Source organism: Rhizobium gallicum bv. gallicum R602sp (genome assembly GCF_000816845.1).
GTDB lineage: Bacteria > Pseudomonadota > Alphaproteobacteria > Rhizobiales > Rhizobiaceae > Rhizobium > Rhizobium gallicum.
This window is the reverse complement of record NZ_CP006877.1, coordinates 2529460-2550836: the sequence shown is the minus strand read 5'-3', so window position 1 is coordinate 2550836 and position 21377 is coordinate 2529460. Positions and strand designations below refer to the sequence as shown.

The following is a 21377-nucleotide window of genomic DNA, read 5'->3' as shown; positions in this document are numbered from 1 at the left end:
ATGATCGGTCTGTGGGAGAACAATTGCCAATCGCGCCCCCACGCACATATTCGAAACGGGTCTACTCATTTAAGCGAAGCTGCCGTCCCGATGTGGCCGCGTTGTCGAACCGAGCGAGCAGGTCCGCTGCCTCGACCAGGATGGGATCGGAGATGCACGGTCCCCCCGTGACAATCGCATCGCTCTCGCGGAGCAGCCGATCGGCCAGGTGCTCCAGCCTGTCCCAGAAATCGTCGCCGCGTTGCTTCGCCAGAATGGCGGAGAAGTGCAGCCTGCGGCTTAGGAGACGGATAACGCGGTACTTCTCGCCTGGCGTCATCCTGTCAAGGTTCGTGGTCACATCCATGTTATCGCTCCGGTGTGAGGGAAGCAGGCGAACTCAGTTGCTTGCGACGTTGCTTTCGCCGGTACGTGCGTTGGGAAGGCGTGGAGTTTTTATGAACATCGCACGGTCGGTCCGACCTTCATACGGACAACCTCGCCGTTGACGGAGCAGGTCGCCCCCGGCGATGCCCCGCACTCGGGAATGGCGCATTCGGCAAGGATGGGGACGTAGACACGCGTCTCGGCGGGCGTTGTCGACATGAGGGTGAGGCCGACGGCATACGCGCCGATCAGTACTATTCCGGCAAACGCAACGGGTAACGCGTGTCCGCGAGAGTTGTCGTGGGTGGGGACGTGTCGCATTGCCGTGATGTCCGAGGTGGTTTCCGATCAGAAACTTTAGCAAAGCCACCCACGTCCCGAATATTGATCTTGGATATCGCGGGCCTATACCGACGGATAGTGTCAAAGCGGCGATTTCGTTCAGGTTTTCCTTGAGCGCGAAATGGCCGGTTTCAGAGAAATGAAGCTTGGCGTCCGGCAGGTCGGCCAGGTAGGCCTCGCCCGGGTGCAGTGACAAGCGGTCGTTACGGCCCCACGCGATCAGAGCCGGGGCGTATTCGCCCTCATCCAGGCTTGCCAACAGGGTACTGCGGCGGATTGGTTCTGTAGTCGAGAAGGAGGGCTACCTGAGCGGCCTTTCTGCCTGGCAGATTGAGATAATACTGGTCCAGAACGTAGCTATCGGGGGCACACCAAATCCGGGCGCGAGACGTCGGTGAAATACTGGAATTTGGTGCCGTCCAGAGTGAGCAGGCCTTCAAGCTCCTTGAGCTTGTCGTTGTCGCCCGGTTCGATTGCCATCATCGGGCGGACGGTGAACGGCTCAATGCCGGCTTCGGGCTTCGAAAGGACAAGCGTCACCTCCTTGGCATCAAGCCACCGGAACTCGCCAGTCAGGACGCTGATGGAGTCATTCACGTAGCCGGCACGGCCTGGTATGGCCTGAATGAAGGCCATTGCCTTGTCGGTGTGCATGTGCGCGGTCGCCGGCGATGACGTACTTCAAGGGCGGCAAAAGCGACCGGGCCTCTCCGCCGACGATCGCTGGCATGTCTGCTGAAGCCAGGCGGCAGAGCATGCCGCACCGGCAGTCAATCGACTTTCGTGGCCGGGCTTTCATCCTCCGTTGCCTGGCCAACGGGGCCCGATGAGAAGCAGTTCTGAAACGTCGTTCTTCCAGCCATTCAAACGGGATTTGCAACGCGTTGCAAAATGGAACATTTTCTAGACTGGGAATGGCAAAATGGCGTGAGCACGTCGATGGTAAAATTCCGAGATCCCCCGAAGGACCCCGTTGACGATACTGCGGGGCCGCATGCACGGGCTAGCGGAAGGTGTCTTCCGCCCAGTCAGGAGCCGTTCCAGAGCTCTCGGTGGATGCGCGCCCTAGAGAAAACATGAAGTCCAGGAAAAGATCCGATATGAAGCCTTCAAACGCCATCCCGCTTGCTCTGCTGCTCGGCGCTGCCACTATGCCGTTCTTGGGAACAACCGACGCGCAGGCGCAGAACCGCGACATCAATCAGTCGGTATTCGCCTTCGGTGGCACGATGGTCGACGCCGACATCCTCCAGGCATCCAATCCTTTCGGCGTCACATACGAAGACCTCCCGATCTTCGGCCTCGGCTACCAGTACTTCCCGGCTAGGATGGGCTCCTTTAGGTTCGGACTGGAAGCGGGGCTCGCCGGGAGATACGGCGGGCATCCGAATGCGGAATTCTGGGGCGGCGTCGTCGGTCGCTATGACGGTTTCGAGATTGGTGATACCGTCCGTATCTCACCAGCCTTTACGTTTGGCATCAGCCATGTCACGCATACCCAGGAGGGACGGGAGCGCAAGAACGAGCTGGAGGGTAACGGGGACGCCAGAACGCTGTTCTATCTCGGCCCCGAGTTGAACCTTTCCTTCAACGCCATGCCCGACGTCGATTTCTTCTGGCGGATACATCACCGGTCCGGAGCCTGGGGGACGCTCGGCGACATGCACGGCGGCTCCAGTGCAAATGTCGTCGGCGTGCGGTTCAATTTCTGAAGCACCTTCTTCATCTCCAATCCGACGACGTTCGCGGCGGTCCGTGTCCCACAGGTGGGGGGCCTCGTCGGATGGGCAGCAGCGCTGTGGTTGATGACGGCATCGTAGGTTGGCTTTCCGCCATAGGCGTCGTCGGCAGTGAACTGTCCGGTCGGACCGCCGATCTGGCCGAGCAGTGGGTCCACCTGAAAAGCATCGCCTGTGTCTTGGTCGGTCAGAGTACGGGCAATGACCTCCCCGCTATGCATCCAGTGCCAGCTGCAATCTGCATCAAGCACGGCGACAAGCCCTTTGAGCATCTTGAGCGCAAGCAGGTGGCTGCGATCCGAGACACCCGCATAGATGCTCCCGGCGCGGCCAACAAAATAGTGAAGGCAATCAGCGCTCTTTTCGCTGGGGCAATTGAGGTTGGCGAGGCAAAGACGCATCCCTGTAACGGCATCAAGCGGCTTAAGTCCGGCGACGGGTTTCACACATGGACGCTTGAGGAGACAGAGCAATACGAGGCTTGTCACCAGCCGGGGACTACGCCTGGCAAGCCGCGTGGATGTCAATATTCCGGTACTGCCTAATCTGTCGGGCGAACTCGCACATGTGCCGACTAGTCGACACACGTTCTTAGTCACTGAATACAGCAAGCCGTTCTCCGACAAAGGATTGGGAAATAAGATGCGCCAAATGGTGCGACGAGGCTGGCCTTTTCCATTGCTCGGCGCATGGCTTGCGAGAAGCGGGGGCTTCAATCGCCGCCGAAAACGGAGCGACCATCGACCAGCTCAAAGCGATCTTCGGTTGGACGACGAGTCAGCAGGCTGATCTTTTTACTCGTGCGGCTCGCCGCAAGAAGCTCTCAGGCTACGCCGAAAAGCTCTTGATGCCCGACCAAAACGAGAACAAAAATGTCCCACTTTCGGAGGCCAACTTTGAAAAGTGGGACAGAAAAAAGGAAAATGAGAAGTAAAATCAACGGCTTGTTGAAAATTATGGTGGGCCCGGAGGGACTCGAACCCCCAACCAAGCGGTTATGAGCCGCCGGCTCTAACCATTGAGCTACAGGCCCTCACGCGGCTTTGCCGCGCGGGCAGCGGGGCAATGGCTCCCCGGTGCGATTTCGCTCTAACGCAATTCGGATGCAGCGACAAGACGCTGCCGCAATAGCTTCACAATCAATCGTCAAAGAGTGAGGCGGGATGGCGACAACCAAGGAGTGAAAAAATGGCGCTACGGACTATCAGAAACGTGGCTTTCGGCATGCTGATCGGCATGCCTGCCGCGCTTGCCGGGGCTTCGGCTTCGGCTGCCGACGAAACGAAGCCGCGCGAGGCGGTGATCATGGTCTCGGGCGAGGGGGAATCGGCGCTGGCCCCGGACATGGCGGTGCTCAACCTTGCCGTCGTCAAGCAGGCGAAGACGGCGCGCGAGGCGCTCGACGAGAACAACAAGGCGATGGCTGGGGTGCTGGCAGCGCTGAAGAAGGGCGGGATTGCCGACAAGGACCTGCAGACCTCGGGCTTTTCTGTGCAGCCGCAGTATAACTATCCGCAGAACAACGACGGCCAGCCGAAGCCGCCGGAACTGATCAGCTATCAGGTTTCCAACGGGCTGACGGTGCGCGTGCGCGATCTTGGCGAACTGGGTGGCATCATCGACCAGGCCGTGACGCTCGGCGTCAACCAGGGCGGCGACATCCAGTTCACCAACGACAAGCCGAACGCGGCAATCGAGGCGGCCCGCAAGGATGCCGTCGCGGCAGCGATCAAGAAGGCGAAGACGCTGACGGAGGCTGCCGGTGTGAAGCTCGGCCGCATCATCGAAATCAGCGAAAACAGCGTTCGGCCGCTGCCGCAGCCGGTCTACCGCGCGGCGATGATGAAGGAGGCAAGTGACGCTGCTGTGCCGGTTCAGGGCGGCGAAAACGCCTATAATGTTACCGTCAACGTCACCTTCGCACTCGAGCAGTAGCCTCAATTCTCCACTTCAAAGTGAAAAAAAGCCGTTGATGTTCTTGAGCGATATCAGCGGCTTATCCCTTTCCGCAGGCGTGTCGGCAGCCCGGTGGGCATAAATCGCTTTATCACGCGAGTGTTACACTATAAAATCGATCGTGTTATTCGGTCCGGAGGGAACCCTGGAGTTCTGTGTGTCCTGCTTCGATCCCGGCCGATGAGGAGGAACTGGCTTAATCCACAAGAGGAGACAGACATGACGAATGCCTTGCCGCCACTTCACAACGGACACGCCCCGATCACCCTTCAGGAATTGTTCCGCGAAGCGCTCTATGCCTTCGAGGAATGGGATACGGAACTTACCGAACCGATTGTCACGTTCGAAGGACGGGTCATTCCGATCAGCCTTGTCTTCGAAGCGATGCGCGAATGCGACGACATCGTGCCGATGAACATTGTCGGCGCCGTCACCGAAAGACTGACCAAACCCTGGGAAGGCGAAGGGCCGCTCGATCAGATGAGCTTCTCGACGGCCGCCCGCGTCATGCGCGTGCTGGTGCGCAAACGCCTTCTTGCCAACGGCGGCGCCGATATAATGGCCGTCTCCAGCCGCACTGCAGAGCGCAAGCCGCCCGAATGAGCCTTTGAGGGATCGCGCCAGGGCGCGGTCCCGTCACGCTCGTAGGGAACCGGTCTCACTTCCAATCGTTGAAGACAGACACGAAGGATGTGAGCACCATGCTAAAATCAATCATACGCGAAATCATGGGTCCGGCGCCGCGTGCGCCCGTTTCGCCGGACTGTCTCAAACCATTCATTGGCTCCAAGCGCGTGCTCATCATATTTGCGGATGCGGATGATGATCGTGCGGCCGTTCAGGACGAGTTGCTACGCACCTCGCATCTGCGTTTCATCGAGGATGATATTGAGGTGTTCAGTATCGCCGGTGGCGGGGTGTTTCCGCTTTTCGAAGGCTCCTACGACCTCGACGCCGATGAAATCCGCGATGACCTCGAAGGACCGCAGCCCGGTGAATTCGGCCTTGTCCTGCTCGACCGCGACGGCACGGTGAAGCTGCGCTCCAGCGAGCCCGTGCGGCCCGAAGAAATCATAGGCGCGCTGTCGTCGATGCCGCACTGAGCTTCGGCATCGTCACGATTCTGCTTTACTTTTGCCGCCGGATGCGGATGTTCTCCGCCCGTTCGACGACGCAAGAGGAGCGAGCTTTATGACCATCGAAGAGGATGTCGGCCGGATTGCTGAGCAGGAAAAAGTGCTGAGCTTCGACGCCTTCGATCTAACCACCGCCTGGCAACTCGGCAAGCTCTTGCAGGAACTCGCGACCGAACGCGCCCTTGGCGTGGCAATCGACGTCACGCTGCATTCCATGCCGGTCTTCTACGCGGCGCTGCCGGGCGCAACCCCCGACAACGTCCAGTGGATTCGCCGCAAGCGCAACATGGTATTCCGCTATTTAAAGAGCAGCTATGCCTGTGGCCTGAAGCTGCAGAAGGACGGCAAGACGGTCGAAGACAACGGGCTTTCCGGCGCCGACTACGCGCCGCATGGCGGCAGTTTCCCGATCAACGTCAAGGGAACCGGCTGCATCGGCGCCGTTACGGTTTCAGGCCTGCCGCAGCGCGACGACCACAATCTCGTCGTGGAGGCGCTGTCACTGATGCTGGCGAAGGATTTGGATACGTTGCGCCTGAGATGAGGAATTTAACCGCGGAGCGCCACTTTATGCGACCTTACCTGTGCTGGCGACGGCGCGTCTGCACCGTGAACGGCGCTCTTTCCAGCTAGCCTCGATGGGCCTCTCGCGCCATGGGACATGGCGCTGCTGGATCTCTGCCACACGCACAGGAAGTGGGCGTCTGAGCCCACTCCGGCCATTGCCTCAAATCCTCCCGCCAGCCTCGATGATGCCCTTGGTCAGGCTGCCGGTCGCCGGGAAGAGCGGGATGAGGCAGGCCTGTAGCGCGTGGTAGATATCGCCCTTGCCGGGGAAGAGGCTGTGGGACGGAACGAGGTCTTCCGTCAGTTCTTCGTGCCAGCCGCCGTTCTCATGGTCGATAAAGGCGCGTTCGATGACATTCCAGATCTTGCGGTAGCTTTGCTCGTGGAAGTCGCTCGGCAGGTGTTCGTTGAGGAAGTGGGCGGCGCCGGCGCCCTCGCAGGCGGGCCACCAGAGCTTGTTGCGCTTGGCGGGCTTGTCGTCCCAATCGAGTGTGTAGAAGAATCCGCCCTTGTCGTCGTCCCAGCCGAGGGCCATGGATTGTGCGAAGAGGGCCTTCGCTGCGTCCGGCATCCAGGCGTGGCGCTTGCCGCCGAGTGACCACAGCTGCAGGATGAGCCGGGCCCATTCCAGCCAGTGGCCGGGAGTGGTGCCTGCGGGACGGAACATTTCGTTCGGATGATAGTAGTTCTTGTCGAGAGCCCAATCGGCGCTGAAATGCTCGGCGACGCGCCAGTCGACGGAACCGGCCGCGTGGAGGATGACAAGATTGGCGATGCTTTCGGCCTTGGCGAGATACTCCTTGTCGCCGGTGGCCTCAAAGGCGGCCATCAGCGCCTCGGTCAGGTGCATGTTGGAGTTCTGGCCGCGATAGGCGCCGCCGTCGAGCGGCTGCCAGTCGGCGGTGAACTCTTCGGAGATGGCGCCATGCTGCGGCTCCCAGAACTTGGTGTTCAGGATTTCCGTGATGTCGGCCAACATTCCGTCGGCCAGCGGATGGCCGATGGTTTTCGCTGAGGACGCAGCCAGCAGCACGAAGGCGTGGCCGTAGCCCTGCTTGTTGGAATCAACGGGGCCATTGTTGTTCAGCGACCAGAAATATCCGCCATTCTTCTTGTCGCGATGGCGGTTCCAGAGGTAGTCCATGCCATGATCGACGACGCTGGCGGCACCCGGACGGCCGAGAAGGACGCCGATCGAGAAGCAGTGGACTGCGCGCGACGCAATATGAATGCTGCGAACCTGTCCCTCGGCATCAAGCGGCCTGCCATGATCGTCAAGATCGTAAAAACCGCCCTTGGGATTGACAGAATTGTGCTGGAAGAAATCGAAAAGGCCGCTTGCCTGGGTCAGAAGCCAGTTGCGGTGATAGGCGCGGGCGCTCCAGTTTCCGAGCCCGGTGCCGCCGATTGCAGGTGCCATTTTACTCCTCCGATTTCATGCACACGCCTTGCGAAAGGCCTATATAGAGCACGTTCTCGTCTGTCACCCGCCAAGCCTTGCAAAACCGGAAACGTCAGGCATATATTGACATAAAGATATCTTTATGTGATTTGGTCACTTTGGTCTTTAAACGACGTCAAGGAGTCCGCCCGTGTTCGACAATCTTTTCGGCCCCAAAGGGGCAAAACGCGACGGCAGCGAAGTCTTTGCAGCTTTGCGGAAAGCCGCGAGCGAGCGAATCCTCGTTCTTGACGGCGCCATGGGCACGCAGATCCAGGGGCTCGCCTACGATGAGGACCAGTTCCGAGGCGATCGCTTCATCGGTTGCGCCTGTCACCAGAAGGGCAATAACGATCTACTGATCTTGACGCAGCCAGATGCGATCGAGGAAATCCACTATAAATACGCCAAGGCTGGCGCGGATATTCTCGAAACCAATACCTTCTCCTCGACGCGCATCGCGCAGGCCGATTATCAGATGGAAGGCGAGGTCTACGCGCTTAATAAAGAAGGAGCCGAGATCGTGCGCCGCGCGGCGATCCGCGCCGAGCGCGAGGATGGCCGCCGCCGTTTCGTGGCGGGCGCCATCGGCCCGACAAACCGAACTGCCTCGATTTCGCCGGATGTGAACAATCCGGGTTTCCGTGCGATCAGCTTCGACGAGCTTCGCATTGCCTATGGCGAGCAGATCGATGGCCTCATAGACGGTGGCGCGGACATTATCCTCATCGAGACCATTTTTGATACGCTGAATGCCAAGGCAGCAATATTTGCCTGTGAGGAGCGGTTTGAAGCGAAGGGTATCAGCCTGCCGGTGATGATCTCGGGCACGATTACCGATCTTTCCGGCCGCACGCTGTCCGGACAGACGCCTTCGGCCTTCTGGAACTCGGTGCGCCACGCCAAACCGTTCACAATCGGCCTCAACTGCGCGCTCGGCGCCAATGCGATGCGTCCGCATCTGCAGGAGCTCGCGGGTGTTGCCGACACCTTCGTCTGCGCCTATCCGAATGCTGGGTTGCCGAACGAATTCGGCCAGTACGACGAGACGCCGGAGCTGATGGCGGCGCAGATCGACAGCTTCGCCCGTGAGGGCCTCGTCAATATCGTCGGCGGCTGCTGCGGCTCGACGCCGGAACATATCCGCGCGATTGCCGAGACGGTTGCAAAGTACAAGCCGCGGCCGATCCCCGAACACCGGCCTTTTATGTCTTTGTCGGGCCTCGAGCCTTTCGAACTGACCAAGGAAATTCCTTTCGTCAACGTCGGCGAGCGCACCAACGTTACCGGCTCGGCCCGCTTTCGCAAGCTGATCACCAACGCCGACTACAATGCAGCCTTGGACGTCGCCCGCGATCAGGTGGAAAACGGCGCGCAGGTGATCGACGTCAACATGGACGAGGGCCTGATCGACTCCGAAAAGGCGATGGTCGAGTTCCTGCACCTGATCGCTGCCGAACCGGATATTGCCCGGGTGCCGGTGATGATCGACTCGTCGAAGTTTTCGATCATCGAGTCGGGCCTTAAGTGCGTTCAGGGCAAGGCAATCGTCAATTCGATCTCGTTGAAGGAAGGCGAGGAGAATTTCCTCGCCCAGGCGAAGCTGCTGCACCGCTACGGTGCGGCCGTCGTCGTCATGGCTTTCGATGAGGTGGGACAGGCGGATTCTTACGAGCGCAAGGTGAATATCTGCACGCGCGCCTATAAGCTCCTGACCGAGAAGGCGGGTTTTCCGCCAGAGGACATCATCTTCGATCCGAACATCTTTGCCGTCGCCACCGGCATCGAGGAACACAACAATTACGGCGTCGATTTCATCGAGGCGACGCGCACGATCCGCCAGCGCATGCCGCTGGTGCATATTTCCGGCGGTGTTTCCAACCTGTCTTTCTCGTTCCGCGGCAACGAGCCGGTGCGCGAGGCAATGCATGCCGTGTTCCTCTACCACGCCATCCAGGCGGGTATGGACATGGGCATCGTCAATGCCGGTCAGCTTGCGCTTTACGACCAGATCGATCCGCAGCTGCGCGAAGCCTGCGAAGACGTCGTGCTTAACCGGCGCCCGGATGGTACCGAGCGCCTAATCGAAGTCGCCGAGCGTTTCCGTGGCGCGGGGACGAAGGAAGCCCGAGTTCAGGATCTTTCCTGGCGCGAGTGGACGGTCGAGAAGCGTCTTGAACACGCTCTGGTCAACGGCATCACAGAATATATCGAGGCCGATACCGAAGAGGCACGCCAGAAGGCGGCACGTCCGCTGCATGTCATCGAAGGCCCGCTGATGGCCGGCATGAACGTCGTCGGCGATCTGTTCGGTTCCGGCAAGATGTTCCTGCCGCAGGTCGTCAAGTCGGCGCGGGTGATGAAGCAGGCAGTCGCCGTGCTGCTGCCCTACATGGAAGAGGAAAAGCGCCTCAATGGCGGCGACGACAGGAAGACTGCCGGCAAGATCCTGATGGCGACGGTCAAGGGCGACGTGCATGATATCGGCAAAAACATCGTCGGCGTCGTGCTTGCCTGCAATAATTACGAGATCATCGACCTTGGCGTGATGGTGCCGGCGACAAAGATTCTGGAGACGGCGGTGGCCGAAAAAGTCGATGTCATCGGCCTTTCGGGCCTCATCACGCCGTCGCTCGACGAGATGGTGCATGTGGCAGCCGAGATGGAACGCGAGGGCTTCGATATCCCGCTCCTGATCGGCGGCGCGACAACGAGCCGCGTTCATACCGCGGTGAAGATCCATCCCGGCTATGCGAAGGGCCAGACGGTCTATGTGACGGATGCAAGCCGCGCCGTCGGCGTCGTCTCGTCCCTGCTGTCTCCGGATACGCGCCAAGGCTATATCGACGATATCCGCGGCGAATATGCCAAGGTTGCCGCTGCTCATGCGCGCAGCGAGGCCGAGAAGGTTCGTCTGCCGCTTTCCCGCGCCCGCGAGAATGCGCAGCAGGTGGATTGGGCTGCCTACAAACCGACCAGGCCACAGTTCATCGGCACCAAGGTGTTCGAGGACTATGATCTGGCGGAGATCGCCAAGTATATCGACTGGACGCCGTTCTTCCAGACTTGGGAAATGCGCGGACGCTTCCCAGCAATCCTCGAAGATGAGAAGCAGGGCGAGGCGGCGCGTGCCCTCTGGGCCGATGCGCAGGCGATGCTAAAGAAGGTGATCGACGAGAGGTGGTTCCGGCCGCGCGCCGTCATCGGCTTCTGGCCGGCGAACAGCACCGGCGATGATATCCGTCTCTTTACGGATGAGGCGCGCGCCGGAGAGCTTGCGACCTTCTATACGCTCCGCCAGCAGCTTTCCAAGCGCGATGGCCGCCCGAACATCGCGCTGTCGGATTTCGTCGCGCCGGTTTCGAGCGGCGTCGGGGACTATGTCGGCGGCTTCGTGGTGACCGCGGGCATCGAGGAAATTGCGATCGCGGAGCGGTTCGAGCGCGCCAACGACGACTACTCCTCGATCCTCGTCAAGGCGATCGCCGACCGCTTCGCCGAGGCCTTCGCCGAGCGCATGCACGAACGGGTCCGGCGAGAATATTGGGGCTATGCCAAGGACGAGACGCTGACCAACGAGCAACTCATCACCGAGGAATATGCCGGCATCCGCCCCGCGCCGGGCTATCCGGCGCAGCCCGACCACACGGAAAAGGCGACGCTCTTCCGCCTGCTTGACGCCGAAAAGGCAACAGGCGTGAAGCTCACGGAAAGCTACGCAATGTGGCCCGGCTCTTCGGTCTCCGGCCTTTATATCGGCCACCCCGACAGCTACTATTTTGGCGTCGCCAAGGTGGAGCGCGATCAGGTCGAGGACTATGCGGCTCGAAAGGGCATGGAGATTTCCGAAGTGGAACGCTGGCTCGGGCCGGTGCTCAACTACGTGCCCCGCAAGGCTGCCGAGGAGATCGACGACGCGGCGTAGGCAATGCTTGGCGCGATGTTCAGAGATTGACACAAAAATGCGGGAAAGTGATTCACTTTCCGGATTTATCTATTTGAATCAGAAGATAAAAGTCTCGGTCACCGACACGCCGAGGCTGTCTCGTTACCGGTGCAATTTCGAGGATTTGGCTTTGAACGAGCCTAAGGGGCCCGGCGGATGAAACTGTAAGCGAATGTTCCCTCGCTGCCGGGCACTCTTGAGGGTCGGCCATTCGTCGACATTGACAATAGAAAAAGCGTCGGCGGTGCCGTGTGCGCGTGGACGCGGCAGCGTTTAACCAATCATAATGTTCAGCTGACATCAAAGAAATTCGCGGCGTCCGTGCCGGGTGAACTCGACGAGCCTCGCTACTCCTGATTCTGGAATTCGCCGAATGTGCGCTGAAATTCCAATGCGGTGGTTTGGGCCATGGTCTTTCCGATAGGTTCTAAATCCGAATTATACGTATAATCTGCGAAGGCGTTTAGACCTGAGCTCAGCTTACCCGATCGTCAGTTCCGCCACGAAATCATAAGCGTCCCCACGATAAAGCGAGCGGGTGAATTCGACCGCGCGCCCCGAGCCGAGATAGGAGATACGCTCGATCGATAGTCCGGCGGCGCCAACAGGAACACCAAGGAGATGGGCGTCGGCTTCCTTCATATTCGTGGCTGAGATGCGCTGCACCGCGCGGACCGGTCGAACCTGGCGCCGCTCGAGTTCGGCATAAAGAGATGTCGTCACCACGAAGGGGTCTGGCAGGAATTCGCCGGAGACACTGGCATTCTCGATTGCCAGAGGCTGGTCGTCGGCGATGCGCAGGCGGCTTAGCCGCGAGACTTTGACGTCGGCAGCCAGGCCGAGGTTCATCATCTCGTCGGGCGAAGGGGTGTGGATACCCTTGTGCAGCCACTCGGAGCGAGAGGTCATACCGCGGCGTGCCATATCCTCGGTGAAGGACGTGAGCTGGGACAGACGCTGTTCGACCTTCGAGACCGGCTTGGCCACAAACGTGCCGGAGCCGTGGCGACGTACGAGCAGGCCGTCCGCGACGAGTTCGTCTATCGCCTTGCGAACAGTGACCCTGCTGACGGTCGCGAATTCCGCGATGTCGCGCTCCGGCGGCAAGGCGTCGCCGTGGCCGAGCGTACCGGCGCGGATGGCCTCTTCAAGGGTGCGGCGCAGCTTGACATAGAGCGGGCCGCTGCCGCCGGCTTGAAGGCGCTCGGGGGAAAGGATGCTGGCGAAATCATCCGTCATGCCGCACCCTTCTGTCGCCCTGAAGAAATTTTACTGCGAGATCGATCGCACCCTGGAGGACGTCGCCTTTTGGCTCTGTGAGTAGTGCTTTGTGCCGCCCGGCAAGCCAAGGTTCATAGGGCCTTGCGAGGCCACCGAGCAGGCAGATCGCCGGGCATTTTGGCCAGAGGAGGGCGTCCAGGTTTTCGCCGATCGCCAAAGCGGCGTTCTTGATGATGCCCACTGCGATCTCGTCGCCTTGTGCGGCATAGTCGAAGACAAGCGGCGCGTAGCCTGCAAAATCCTTGGGTTTCGAGGCATGGGCGAATTCGACGACGCGTTCGGGATCGCCGCCATATTCAGCCATGAGCTTTGCCGTCAGCGGCGAAGACGGGCGCACCTTGTCGTAGGCGAGCAGGGACTTTTCCAATAGGTCTCGGCCGAGGCGCGCGCCACTTGCCTGATCGCCGACAATGAAGCCCCAGCCGCCGATGCCTCGCAATTTACCGTCTCGCCGTGCCTTGTAGACCGAGCCGGTGCCGAAGGCGCCGATGACGCCGTCCGAATCGCCGAGGGCGCCCTGAAGTGCGATCAGAGCATCAGTGACGACATGGCTGTCTGCGAAGGGCAGGGCGCGTCCGATGCGGGCTGCGTAGTCGCCGACATTGGCGCCCGCGACCCCGACAACTGCGGAGACTTTGGAAATGGTTTCTGCAGGCAGGCCGGCATCCCGCAGAGCCTCCCGCGCTGACTCCACGATATTGCGGAGAGAGCCGTCAAGATCGGAAAGGATGTTGGCAGGGCCCGCCTTGCCGCGCCCTAGAACGTTGCCCCTTCTATCTGCAACTGCAGCACGGCAGCTCGATCCGCCTCCGTCTATGCCGATTGCCAGTTCCCTCATCGAACCTCCGAATGCCGCATCCTTTTGGTTTTTACTACAATACCAAAAAAATACCATTTACCAAGCGGAATTGGTTCGAAAATTTTGCATTTGTAAGGCGTTGATTTTAATTGGTAAAATTTTTAAATGAATTTTGCGAACATCAAAAGTTAAAATTCGGCTGGACAATTGGTATTTTTTTGGCCTTAATTCCGAAAAAGGGAACAGTGTAGAGGCAAATGGAATCCGGCATCGGAGCATGAAGGTCGCGTTACGATTGCCGCTTCGGTGCAAACGCCATGGAGACCGACCGCCTGCAGCTTTTTCCTTAGGAGAATATCGCGCCCGGTTCAGCGTATCGGGAGGGCGCATACGGGCCGGGGCCTCTTCGCCTTCAGCGTCCGTCGAGCTTTCGGGGCCGGCAATTGTTGGCGGCCCCTCCAAGGGGCGTTGGGTGTAATCCTCAGGCACGCCAACTGCTTGTTTCAGAACCAAGATAGCGTCTTGCGGCGCTTAAAACAGGAGAGGGAAATGAAAAACACTGCTCTGAAAAGCCTGCTGCTTGCCTCCAGTCTGCTCACGTCTGCCGGCTTTGCCTACGGTGCAGATGTCACGCTGACGATCGAAAGCTGGCGCAACGACGACCTGCAGATCTGGCAGGAAAAGATCATCCCGGCCTTCGAAGCCAAGAACCCGGGCATCAAGCTCGTATTCTCGCCGACCGCGCCGACGGAATACAACGCCTCGCTGAACGCCAAGCTCGACGCCGGCTCCGCAGGCGACATCATCACCTGCCGGCCGTTCGACGCCTCGCTCGAACTTTTTAACAAGAAGCAGCTTGCAGACCTAACAAGCCTGCCGGGCATGGAAAACTTCACGCCGGTTGCGAAGGCTGCCTGGTCGACCGACGACGGCAAGTCGACCTTCTGCGTTCCGATGGCGTCGGTCATTCACGGCTTCATCTACAACAAGGATGCATTCGACAAGCTCGGCATCGCCGTTCCGAAGACGCAGGACGAGTTCTACGCAGCTCTCGAAAAGATCAAGGCGGACGGCACTTACATTCCCATGGCGATGGGCACGAAGGACCTTTGGGAAGCCGCAACCATGGGCTACCAGAACATCGGCCCGAACTATTGGAAGGGCGAAGAGGGCCGCATGGCCCTGATCGAAGGCAAGAAGAAGCTGACGGATGCCGAATGGGTCGAGCCCTACAAGGAACTCGCCAAGTGGAAGCCCTATCTCGGCGACGGCTTCGAAGCGCAGACCTATTCCGACAGCCAGAACCTCTTCACGCTCGGCCGTGCGGCGATCTACCCGGCTGGCTCGTGGGAAATTTCGCTGTTCAATAGCCAGGCGCAGTTCAAGATGGGCGCATTCCCGCCGCCGGTTCCGAAGGCTGGCGACACAGGCTACATCTCTGACCATCCGGACATCGGTGTCGGCCTGAATGCGAAGAGTGCACATGCCGAGGAAGCCAAGAAATTCCTGAGCTGGGTCGCTTCCTCCGAATTCGCAGACATCTACGCGAACTCGCTGCCGGGCTTCTTCAGCCTGAACTCAAACCCGGTGAAGATGAGTGATCCGCTGGCTCAGGAATTCGTTTCCTGGCGCGGCCCGTACAAGTCGACCGTCCGCTCGACCTATCAAATCCTGTCGCGCGGCACGCCGAACCTGGAAAACGAAACCTGGGTCGAATCGGCCAACGTCATCAATGGCACCGATACGCCGGAAGTGGCTGCTGAAAAGCTTCAGAAGGGTCTCGACGGCTGGTACAAGCCGGCCAAGTAAGCGGAAGCGAGGGCATCTTCCCCTCATCCGGCCTGCCGGCCACCTTCTCCCCGCTGGCGGGGAGAAGGAGACTCGCGGCGACCTCTCGCGCCAGCGCAGCTTATGCGTAGGGCACGTTCTCTCCCCTGCAGGGGGAGAGAGTTAGGGTGAGGGGCAGCCTATTTTCACCTGTGCTGCGCCGTCGGCTCAGCCAATAACAATAGGCACAAAGCCATGAGCCAAGCTGAAAACGCTGTCGACGTGGTTCCGCTCAAGCGCCCGGTGCGCTGGCATATCGGCGTCTTTCTTCTCCCGGCGATCGTCGTCTACTCGGCGATCATGATCCTGCCGTTGATCGAAACGCTCCGGCTTTCGTTCTACAATGTGGTTGACGGCGTGCCCGCCTTCGTTGGCCTTGCGAACTACAAGGTGCTGTTCGGCGATCCGCGCTGGGCGCATGATTTCTGGAATGCGCTCGTCAACAACCTGATCTTTTTCGCCATTCATATGTGCGTGCAGAACCCGATCGGCGTTGCACTTGCAGCGCTTCTGTCCACGCCGCGGCTGCGTTTCGTCGCCTTCTACCGCACGGCGATGTTCCTGCCGACGCTGCTTTCCTTCGTGATCGTCGGCTTCATCTGGAAGCTGATCCTCTCGCCGATCTGGGGCGTTGCACCCTGGCTGATGAGCCTTGTTGGCATGAAATCCTTCTTCGCGCCCTGGCTCGGCCAGTCCGGCCCGGCGCTGGTCGCCGTCTCGCTGATTTCCAACTGGCAATATATCGGCATCCCGATGATGCTGATATACGCGGCGCTGCTCAGCATTCCCGAAGAGGTGATCGAGGCGGCGGAATGCGACGGCATCACCGGCTGGGCACAGTTCTGGAAGATCAAGCTGCCGCTCATCCTGCCGGCGATCGGCATCATCTCGATCCTGACCTTCGTCGGCAATTTCAACGCCTTCGACTTGATCTACACGGTGCAGGGCGCGCTTGCCGGCCCGAATATGTCGACCGACATTCTGGGAACATTGCTTTATCGCACCTTCTTCGGCTTCCAGCTGCAGCTCGGCGACCGCTCCATGGGAGCGACGATCGCGACGACGATGTTCCTAATCATTCTCGCTGGCGTCTCTTTCTATCTTTTTGCCATCCAGCGGCGCATGCGCCGGTACCAGTTCTGAGGAGCGTGGTCCATGTCCAATAGAGCACGCACATCGCCGATCCGCACCGGGCTCGTTCACCTGGCTTTGATCGGTTACACGCTCGTCGCCGTCTTTCCGGTGTTTCTCACGATCATCAACTCGTTCAAGGACCGCAACGCGATCTTCCGTTCGCCGCTGCAGGTTCCGACGCCCTCGACCTTCAGCCTGGTCGGCTATCAGACGGTGCTGGGGCAGGGCGACTTCGCGACTTATTTCCAGAATAGCTTCATCGTGACGGTCGTCTCGATCTTCTTTGTGCTGCTGTTCGGCGCGATGGCGGCGTTCGCGCTTTCCGAATACCGCTTCCGCGGCAACACGCTGGTGGGCCTCTACATGGCGATCGGCATCATGATCCCGATCCGTCTTGGCACGGTCGCGATCCTGCAAGGCATGGTGGCGGCAGGTCTCGTCAATACATTGACGGCGCTCATCCTCGTCTATACGGCGCAGGGCATTCCGCTTGCAATCTTCATCCTGTCGGAATTCATGCGCACGGTCTCCGATGACCTGAAGAATGCCGGCCGCATTGACGGGCTTTCCGAATACGCAATCTTCTTCCGGCTGGTGCTGCCGCTCGTGCGCCCGGCGATGGCGACGGTTGCGGTCTTTACGATGATCCCGATCTGGAACGATCTCTGGTTCCCGCTGATCCTGGCGCCGGCCGAATCCACCAAGACCGTAACGCTCGGCTCGCAAATATTCATCGGACAATTCGTCACCAACTGGAACGCGGTCCTGGCTGCGCTGTCGCTGGCGATCCTGCCGATCCTCGTGCTCTACGTCATCTTCTCGCGGCAGCTGATCCGCGGCATCACCTCCGGAGCAGTGAAATGACCGTTTTGCAGAAGCCGGTCCGTGTTCTCGTCGCGGGGCTCGGCAATATGGGCCGCAGCCATGCGCTCGCCTATCACAACAATCCGGGCTTCGAGATCGTTGGTCTCGTCAACCGCTCGAAGCCGGAGCTTGCGCCGGAGCTGCAGGGCTACGGGATCTATCCGGACTTCAAGACGGCACTTGCCGAATTAAAGCCGGATCTCTGCGCCATCTGCACCTATTCCGACAGCCATGCCGATTACGCGGTCGCCGCGTTCGAGGCCGGTTGCGATGTCTTCGTGGAAAAGCCGCTTGCAACAACCGTCGGCGACGCCGAGCGCGTCGTGGCGGCTGGGAAGAAGGCCGGGCGGAAGCTGGTGATCGGCTACATCCTTCGCCATCATCCATCCTGGATAAAGCTGATCGAGGAAGCTCGAAAACTTGGGCCGCCCTATGTGTTCCGCATGAACCTCAATCAGCAATCCAGCGGTCCGACCTGGGAGACGCACAAATCGCTGATGCAGACGACATCGCCGATCGTGGATTGCGGCGTGCATTATGTCGACGTCATGTGCCAGATCACCGATGCCAAGCCCGTCGAGGTGCGCGGCATGGGGCTGCGGCTTTCCGGCGAGGTCGCGCCGGACATGTACAATTACGGCCACCTGCAGGTGATCTTCGAGGATGGTTCCGTCGGCTGGTACGAGGCCGGCTGGGGCCCGATGATCTCGGAGACGGCCTTCTTCGTGAAAGATGTCATGTCGCCGAAGGGGGCGGTCTCGATCGTCATGGACCCCAACGCGAAATCGGACGACATCGACACGCACACCAAGACCTCCGTCATCCGGCTGCATAATGCCGATACCGGGCCGGACGGCAGGTTCATCAATCCGGATCAGGACATGACGATGGCGGGCGAACCCGGCCATCAGGAGCTCTGCGACCTGGAGCAGTCCTTCATGCTCAAGGCCATTCGCGAGGACCTCGACCTCAACCGCCACATGGCAGATGCCGTCGCGTCGCTGCGTATATGCCTCGCCGCCGACGAGAGCGTGCGCACCGGCAAACCGGTCAAACTGTAAGGGAACGACTAGTGGGATCGCTTCAACTCAAATCCATACGCAAGACCTATGGCACGCATGAGGTGCTGAAGGGCATCGACCTTGAGGTCAGGGACGGCGAATTCGTCATCTTCGTCGGACCGTCCGGCTGCGGAAAATCGACCCTGCTGCGCAGCATCGCCGGCCTCGAAGACGTGACGTCCGGAACCGTCCTCATCAACGGCAAGGACGAGACGCTGACGCCGCCCGCCAAGCGTGGCATCGCCATGGTCTTCCAATCCTACGCGCTCTATCCCCACCTGACCGTGAAGGACAACATGGGGCTTGGCCTGAAGCAGGCCGGAACGCCGAGGGACGAGATCGAGACGCGCGTTAGCAAGGCCTCGTCGATGCTGTCGCTGGGGCCCTATCTCGCGCGCCGGCCGGCCGAGCTCTCCGGCGGCCAGCGCCAGCGTGTCGCGATCGGCCGCGCCATCGTGCGCGAACCCGAACTTTTCCTCTTCGACGAGCCGCTTTCCAATCTCGATGCGGCGCTGCGCGTCCAGACGCGCCTGGAGATCGCCCGCCTGCACCGCAGCCTGAAGGCGACGATGATCTACGTGACCCACGACCAGGTCGAAGCCATGACGCTGGCCGACAAGATCGTCGTGCTGAACGCTGGCGCGATCGAGCAGGTCGGCTCGCCGATGGAACTCTACAATCGTCCGGCCAACGTCTTCGTCGCTGGCTTCATCGGCTCGCCGATGATGAACTTGATCCCGGCAGAAAAGCTCAGCGACAAGCAGGCGAGGACGATCGGGGTTCGTCCCGAGCATCTGACGCTTTCACGCGAGCAGGGGACCTGGAAAGCGAAAATCGTGCATGTCGAGCATCTCGGTGCCGACACGATCGTCTATCTTGAGTCCGACCAGTGCGGCCTGCTGACGGCGCGTCTCTTTGGCGAACACAAATACGAGCCGGACGAGATCGTCTATGCGACGCCGGACAAGGCGCACATGCATCGCTTCGATGCCAAGGACCAAGCGATTCGTTAGCCGCAGAATAAAAGCAACGGTTTTCGATCGGGCTTTTTCCTACCGCTATCTTCAGCTTATCCGAGTAAGGGCCGCATGAAGCTTCGTTCGTAGCTGATGATACTGCGGTTGCGGCGGTCGAGCTCGAAGGCTGCCTGGCATTCGGGGTCCGTCGCCATGCGCGTGCGATAATCCTCGTATGCGCCAAGGCTCGGGAACGAAAAGAGGGCAACGGCAATGTTGTTGGCGCCTTCCGACGGCAGGAAGTAGCCGTGATGGGTGCCGCCCATCCGATTGACGATCGGAATCCAGAGCCGAGCATATTCCTCGAATTCCGCGATCTTGTAAGGGTCGAGGACGTAGCGCAAATGGCAGGTAATCATTGAAATACTCTCGAATGATGATTGCCGGGCAAACTGCCGCGGCCGCTGGGGATGTCGCTTACGAGCTTGTCGCAAGCCGCTCGGTGAATTCCTCGATGCCGACTTCGGATTCGACGCTGTCGCCCTTGGCCATCAGGTAAAGTCCGAGGATAAAGGCGAGCGCGGCGATCAAAAGCAGGTAATAGGCATGCGCCATCGGGTTGATCGGCAGCAGTGATGCGACGGCGAGCGGCGTGAGGCCGCCGAAAATCGCGTAGGAGACGTTGTACGAGAAGGAGAGGCCCGTAAAGCGCACACGTGCCGGAAAGGCCCGAACCATCACGTAAGGCACGGCGCCGACCATGCCGACGGCCAAGCCCATGACGGCATAAAGCACGAATAGCATGGTCAGCGAGACGGCGGCATAGGTGTAGAACGCGAAGGTCGCCGCGCCGAAGAATATGCTGGCGGCGGTGAAGAACCTGCCCGAGCCGATACGGTCGATGATCGCGCCAGCGGCTGCCGTACCGAAGATCAAAAACAGCGTGCCGAAGCTTGTCGCGGCAAGCGATTGCTGGGCGGTATAGCCGTAAAGCTTCTGCAGGAAGGTAGCGGTCATCAGGGTCGTGATGACGATGCCTGCCGACAGGATCCAGGTCAGCAGCATCGAGATGACCACGCCGCGCGGATGATCGCGGAGAACCGCCTTCAGCGGCAGTTCCGTCACCAGCGAACGGCTCCGCTTCATTTCGGCGAAGATCGGCGTTTCCTGCAGCCAGCGGCGGAGATAGACGGCGACGAGACCGAAAATGCCGCCGATGAAGAAGGGGATGCGCCAGGCATAGGCAGCGACATCCTCCGGCGTGTAGATCGAGTTGATGATCGTCGCGATGAAGGAACCGAGCAGGATGCCGAGCGTCAGGCCCGAGCAGAGGAAGCCGCAGGCAAAACCGACACGGCGGAATGGGACGTGTTCTGCAACGAAGGTCCAGGCGCCCGGCACTTCACCGCCGATCGCCGCACCCTGCAGCATGCGCATCAGGATCAGCAAGATGGGAGCGCCGACCCCAATGGAAGCATAGGTCGGCATGGCCGCCATGCCGAGGGTCGAAAGCGCCATCAGCAGGATCGAAAAGGCGAAGACGCGCTTGCGGCCGAAGCGGTCGCCGAAATGGGCGAGGATAATGCCGCCAAGCGGGCGGACGAGATAGCCGGCGGCAAAGATGCCGAAGGTCTGGATCGTCACCAGCCAGTCGGGCATATCCGGCGGGAAGAACAGATGGCCGATGACAGTCGCGAAGAACACGAAGATGATGAAGTCGTAAAATTCCAGCGCGCCGCCGAGAGCCGAAAGGCCGAGCGTGCGGAAATCCTGGGAGGTGAGACGGCGAGGGGCCGCGGCGGGCGGCGTGGTGGGAGACATGAGGCTGCGCTTCTTTATAAACCGGGATATCCGGTGCATGCGTCATGGCGCCCGTCAGTTCAAGCGCTTTTTCTTGATGGCGGCATCACGATAGTTGAACGCGTTTGGACATGAAGGAGGCGCAACGCAGGAGAAGCGAAC

Annotated in this window: 20 protein-coding genes, 1 tRNA gene and 2 pseudogenes; 12 read left to right on the top strand and 11 right to left on the bottom strand. The window is 60.0% G+C overall.

All coding sequences use genetic code 11. The features are described from left to right. Window positions 1–61 precede the first annotated feature (61 nt). From RGR602_RS12680 to RGR602_RS12675, 3 genes are all read right to left on the bottom strand, one after another. Window positions 62–346 (bottom strand): hypothetical protein, encoded by a 285-nt coding sequence (locus tag RGR602_RS12680; protein WP_039845409.1) that lies wholly within the window; start codon window positions 344–346, stop codon window positions 62–64. A gap of 89 nt (window positions 347–435) precedes the next feature. Further along, window positions 436–687, bottom strand: coding sequence for a hypothetical protein (locus RGR602_RS37140; RefSeq protein WP_170251342.1), 252 nt, complete (start codon window positions 685–687; stop codon window positions 436–438). A 378-nt stretch (window positions 688–1065) separates the two neighbouring features. Then, entirely contained in the window at window positions 1066–1362 is a 297-nt protein-coding gene (locus tag RGR602_RS12675; protein ID WP_039845408.1) for a hypothetical protein, read from the bottom strand. A 446-nt stretch (window positions 1363–1808) separates the two neighbouring features. Here RGR602_RS12675 and RGR602_RS12670 point away from each other — a divergent pair, with 446 nt between their 5' ends. Next, window positions 1809–2420, top strand: coding sequence for a hypothetical protein (locus RGR602_RS12670; RefSeq protein WP_039845407.1), 612 nt, complete (start codon window positions 1809–1811; stop codon window positions 2418–2420). Window positions 2421–2476: 56 nt separating this feature from the next. On the opposite strand, the pseudogene RGR602_RS37135 reads toward RGR602_RS12670, so the two are convergent. Further along, window positions 2477–2701, bottom strand: a pseudogene (locus RGR602_RS37135) (IS5/IS1182 family transposase); the annotation flags it as partial. 440 nt (window positions 2702–3141) lie between these two features. On the opposite strand from RGR602_RS37135, the gene RGR602_RS37130 reads away from it, so the two are divergent. After that, window positions 3142–3381, top strand: coding sequence for a hypothetical protein (locus tag RGR602_RS37130; RefSeq protein ID WP_052451550.1), 240 nt, complete (start codon window positions 3142–3144; stop codon window positions 3379–3381). 23 nt (window positions 3382–3404) lie between these two features. Here the strand turns inward: RGR602_RS37130 and RGR602_RS12655 are convergent. Further along, window positions 3405–3480: transfer RNA gene (locus RGR602_RS12655), tRNA-Ile, on the bottom strand. 191 nt (window positions 3481–3671) lie between these two features. Here RGR602_RS12655 and RGR602_RS12650 point away from each other — a divergent pair. From RGR602_RS12650 to RGR602_RS12635, 4 genes are all read left to right on the top strand, one after another. Beyond that, complete coding sequence (locus RGR602_RS12650) at window positions 3672–4382, top strand: SIMPL domain-containing protein (protein ID WP_223844015.1); 711 nt, start codon at window positions 3672–3674, stop codon at window positions 4380–4382. A 240-nt stretch (window positions 4383–4622) separates the two neighbouring features. Then, entirely contained in the window at window positions 4623–5006 is a 384-nt protein-coding gene (locus RGR602_RS12645; protein WP_039845404.1) for a BRA0787 family protein, read from the top strand. 98 nt (window positions 5007–5104) lie between these two features. Continuing rightward, entirely contained in the window at window positions 5105–5506 is a 402-nt protein-coding gene (locus RGR602_RS12640; RefSeq protein WP_039845403.1) for a DUF4174 domain-containing protein, read from the top strand. Between the two features lie 88 nt (window positions 5507–5594). Continuing rightward, on the top strand, window positions 5595–6083 hold the full coding sequence (locus RGR602_RS12635; RefSeq protein WP_039845402.1) for a heme-degrading domain-containing protein: 489 nt from the start codon (window positions 5595–5597) through the stop codon (window positions 6081–6083). Window positions 6084–6266: 183 nt separating this feature from the next. Here RGR602_RS12635 and RGR602_RS12630 read toward each other — a convergent pair whose 3' ends face one another. Continuing rightward, a complete protein-coding gene (locus RGR602_RS12630) occupies window positions 6267–7526 on the bottom strand; it encodes an AGE family epimerase/isomerase (protein ID WP_039845401.1) in 1260 nt (419 codons plus the stop codon). Between the two features lie 172 nt (window positions 7527–7698). Between RGR602_RS12630 and metH the strand changes: the two genes are divergently transcribed. Beyond that, window positions 7699–11472 (top strand): methionine synthase, encoded by a 3774-nt coding sequence (gene metH, locus RGR602_RS12625; RefSeq protein WP_039845400.1) that lies wholly within the window; start codon window positions 7699–7701, stop codon window positions 11470–11472. Window positions 11473–11973: 501 nt separating this feature from the next. Here metH and RGR602_RS12620 read toward each other — a convergent pair. The 3 genes and pseudogenes from RGR602_RS12620 to RGR602_RS37125 all read right to left on the bottom strand — a co-directional run bounded on the left by RGR602_RS12620 (window position 11974) and on the right by RGR602_RS37125 (window position 14086). After that, window positions 11974–12732 (bottom strand): GntR family transcriptional regulator, encoded by a 759-nt coding sequence (locus tag RGR602_RS12620; RefSeq protein ID WP_039845399.1) that lies wholly within the window; start codon window positions 12730–12732, stop codon window positions 11974–11976. After that, a pseudogene (locus RGR602_RS12615) lies at window positions 12729–13612 on the bottom strand (BadF/BadG/BcrA/BcrD ATPase family protein). The gene RGR602_RS12620 and the pseudogene RGR602_RS12615 overlap by 4 nt, the downstream one beginning before the upstream one ends. A 57-nt stretch (window positions 13613–13669) precedes the next feature. Then, window positions 13670–14086, bottom strand: coding sequence for a hypothetical protein (locus RGR602_RS37125; protein ID WP_133938976.1), 417 nt, complete (start codon window positions 14084–14086; stop codon window positions 13670–13672). Between the two features lie 36 nt (window positions 14087–14122). Here RGR602_RS37125 and RGR602_RS12610 point away from each other — a divergent pair, with 36 nt between their 5' ends. From RGR602_RS12610 to RGR602_RS12590, 5 genes are all read left to right on the top strand, one after another. Further along, a complete protein-coding gene (locus tag RGR602_RS12610; protein WP_039845397.1) occupies window positions 14123–15382 on the top strand; it encodes an ABC transporter substrate-binding protein in 1260 nt (419 codons plus the stop codon). Between the two features lie 213 nt (window positions 15383–15595). Further along, window positions 15596–16543: a carbohydrate ABC transporter permease gene (locus RGR602_RS12605; RefSeq protein WP_039845396.1), complete on the top strand. Its 948-nt coding sequence runs from the start codon at window positions 15596–15598 to the stop codon at window positions 16541–16543. Between the two features lie 12 nt (window positions 16544–16555). Continuing rightward, a complete protein-coding gene (locus tag RGR602_RS12600) occupies window positions 16556–17398 on the top strand; it encodes a carbohydrate ABC transporter permease (RefSeq protein ID WP_039845395.1) in 843 nt (280 codons plus the stop codon). Continuing rightward, complete coding sequence (locus RGR602_RS12595) at window positions 17395–18459, top strand: Gfo/Idh/MocA family protein (RefSeq protein ID WP_039845394.1); 1065 nt, start codon at window positions 17395–17397, stop codon at window positions 18457–18459. Before RGR602_RS12600 ends, RGR602_RS12595 begins: the two co-directional genes overlap by 4 nt. A gap of 11 nt (window positions 18460–18470) precedes the next feature. Beyond that, complete coding sequence (locus RGR602_RS12590; protein WP_039845393.1) at window positions 18471–19472, top strand: ABC transporter ATP-binding protein; 1002 nt, start codon at window positions 18471–18473, stop codon at window positions 19470–19472. Window positions 19473–19528: 56 nt separating this feature from the next. On the opposite strand, the gene RGR602_RS12585 is transcribed toward RGR602_RS12590, so the two are convergent. Continuing rightward, the gene (locus tag RGR602_RS12585; protein ID WP_039845392.1) at window positions 19529–19834 is read right to left on the bottom strand and encodes an NIPSNAP family protein; all 306 of its coding nucleotides are present in this window, start codon (window positions 19832–19834) and stop codon (window positions 19529–19531) included. A gap of 58 nt (window positions 19835–19892) precedes the next feature. Next, window positions 19893–21236, bottom strand: coding sequence for an MFS transporter (locus RGR602_RS12580; RefSeq protein ID WP_039845391.1), 1344 nt, complete (start codon window positions 21234–21236; stop codon window positions 19893–19895). Window positions 21237–21377 lie beyond the last annotated feature (141 nt).

Coding starts and splice junctions, on each gene's coding strand:
- RGR602_RS12680 (WP_039845409.1), bottom strand. CDS start 346: ATGGATGTGACCACGAACCTTGACAGGATGACGCCAGGCGAGAAGTAC.
- RGR602_RS37140 (WP_170251342.1), bottom strand. CDS start 687: ATGCGACACGTCCCCACCCACGACAACTCTCGCGGACACGCGTTACCC.
- RGR602_RS12675 (WP_039845408.1), bottom strand. CDS start 1,362: ATGCACACCGACAAGGCAATGGCCTTCATTCAGGCCATACCAGGCCGT.
- RGR602_RS12670 (WP_039845407.1), top strand. CDS start 1,809: ATGAAGCCTTCAAACGCCATCCCGCTTGCTCTGCTGCTCGGCGCTGCC.
- RGR602_RS12650 (WP_223844015.1), top strand. CDS start 3,672: ATGCTGATCGGCATGCCTGCCGCGCTTGCCGGGGCTTCGGCTTCGGCT.
- RGR602_RS12645 (WP_039845404.1), top strand. CDS start 4,623: ATGACGAATGCCTTGCCGCCACTTCACAACGGACACGCCCCGATCACC.
- RGR602_RS12640 (WP_039845403.1), top strand. CDS start 5,105: ATGCTAAAATCAATCATACGCGAAATCATGGGTCCGGCGCCGCGTGCG.
- RGR602_RS12635 (WP_039845402.1), top strand. CDS start 5,595: ATGACCATCGAAGAGGATGTCGGCCGGATTGCTGAGCAGGAAAAAGTG.
- RGR602_RS12630 (WP_039845401.1), bottom strand. CDS start 7,526: ATGGCACCTGCAATCGGCGGCACCGGGCTCGGAAACTGGAGCGCCCGC.
- RGR602_RS12620 (WP_039845399.1), bottom strand. CDS start 12,732: ATGACGGATGATTTCGCCAGCATCCTTTCCCCCGAGCGCCTTCAAGCC.
- RGR602_RS12610 (WP_039845397.1), top strand. CDS start 14,123: ATGAAAAACACTGCTCTGAAAAGCCTGCTGCTTGCCTCCAGTCTGCTC.
- RGR602_RS12605 (WP_039845396.1), top strand. CDS start 15,596: ATGAGCCAAGCTGAAAACGCTGTCGACGTGGTTCCGCTCAAGCGCCCG.
- RGR602_RS12600 (WP_039845395.1), top strand. CDS start 16,556: ATGTCCAATAGAGCACGCACATCGCCGATCCGCACCGGGCTCGTTCAC.
- RGR602_RS12595 (WP_039845394.1), top strand. CDS start 17,395: ATGACCGTTTTGCAGAAGCCGGTCCGTGTTCTCGTCGCGGGGCTCGGC.
- RGR602_RS12585 (WP_039845392.1), bottom strand. CDS start 19,834: ATGATTACCTGCCATTTGCGCTACGTCCTCGACCCTTACAAGATCGCG.
- RGR602_RS12580 (WP_039845391.1), bottom strand. CDS start 21,236: ATGTCTCCCACCACGCCGCCCGCCGCGGCCCCTCGCCGTCTCACCTCC.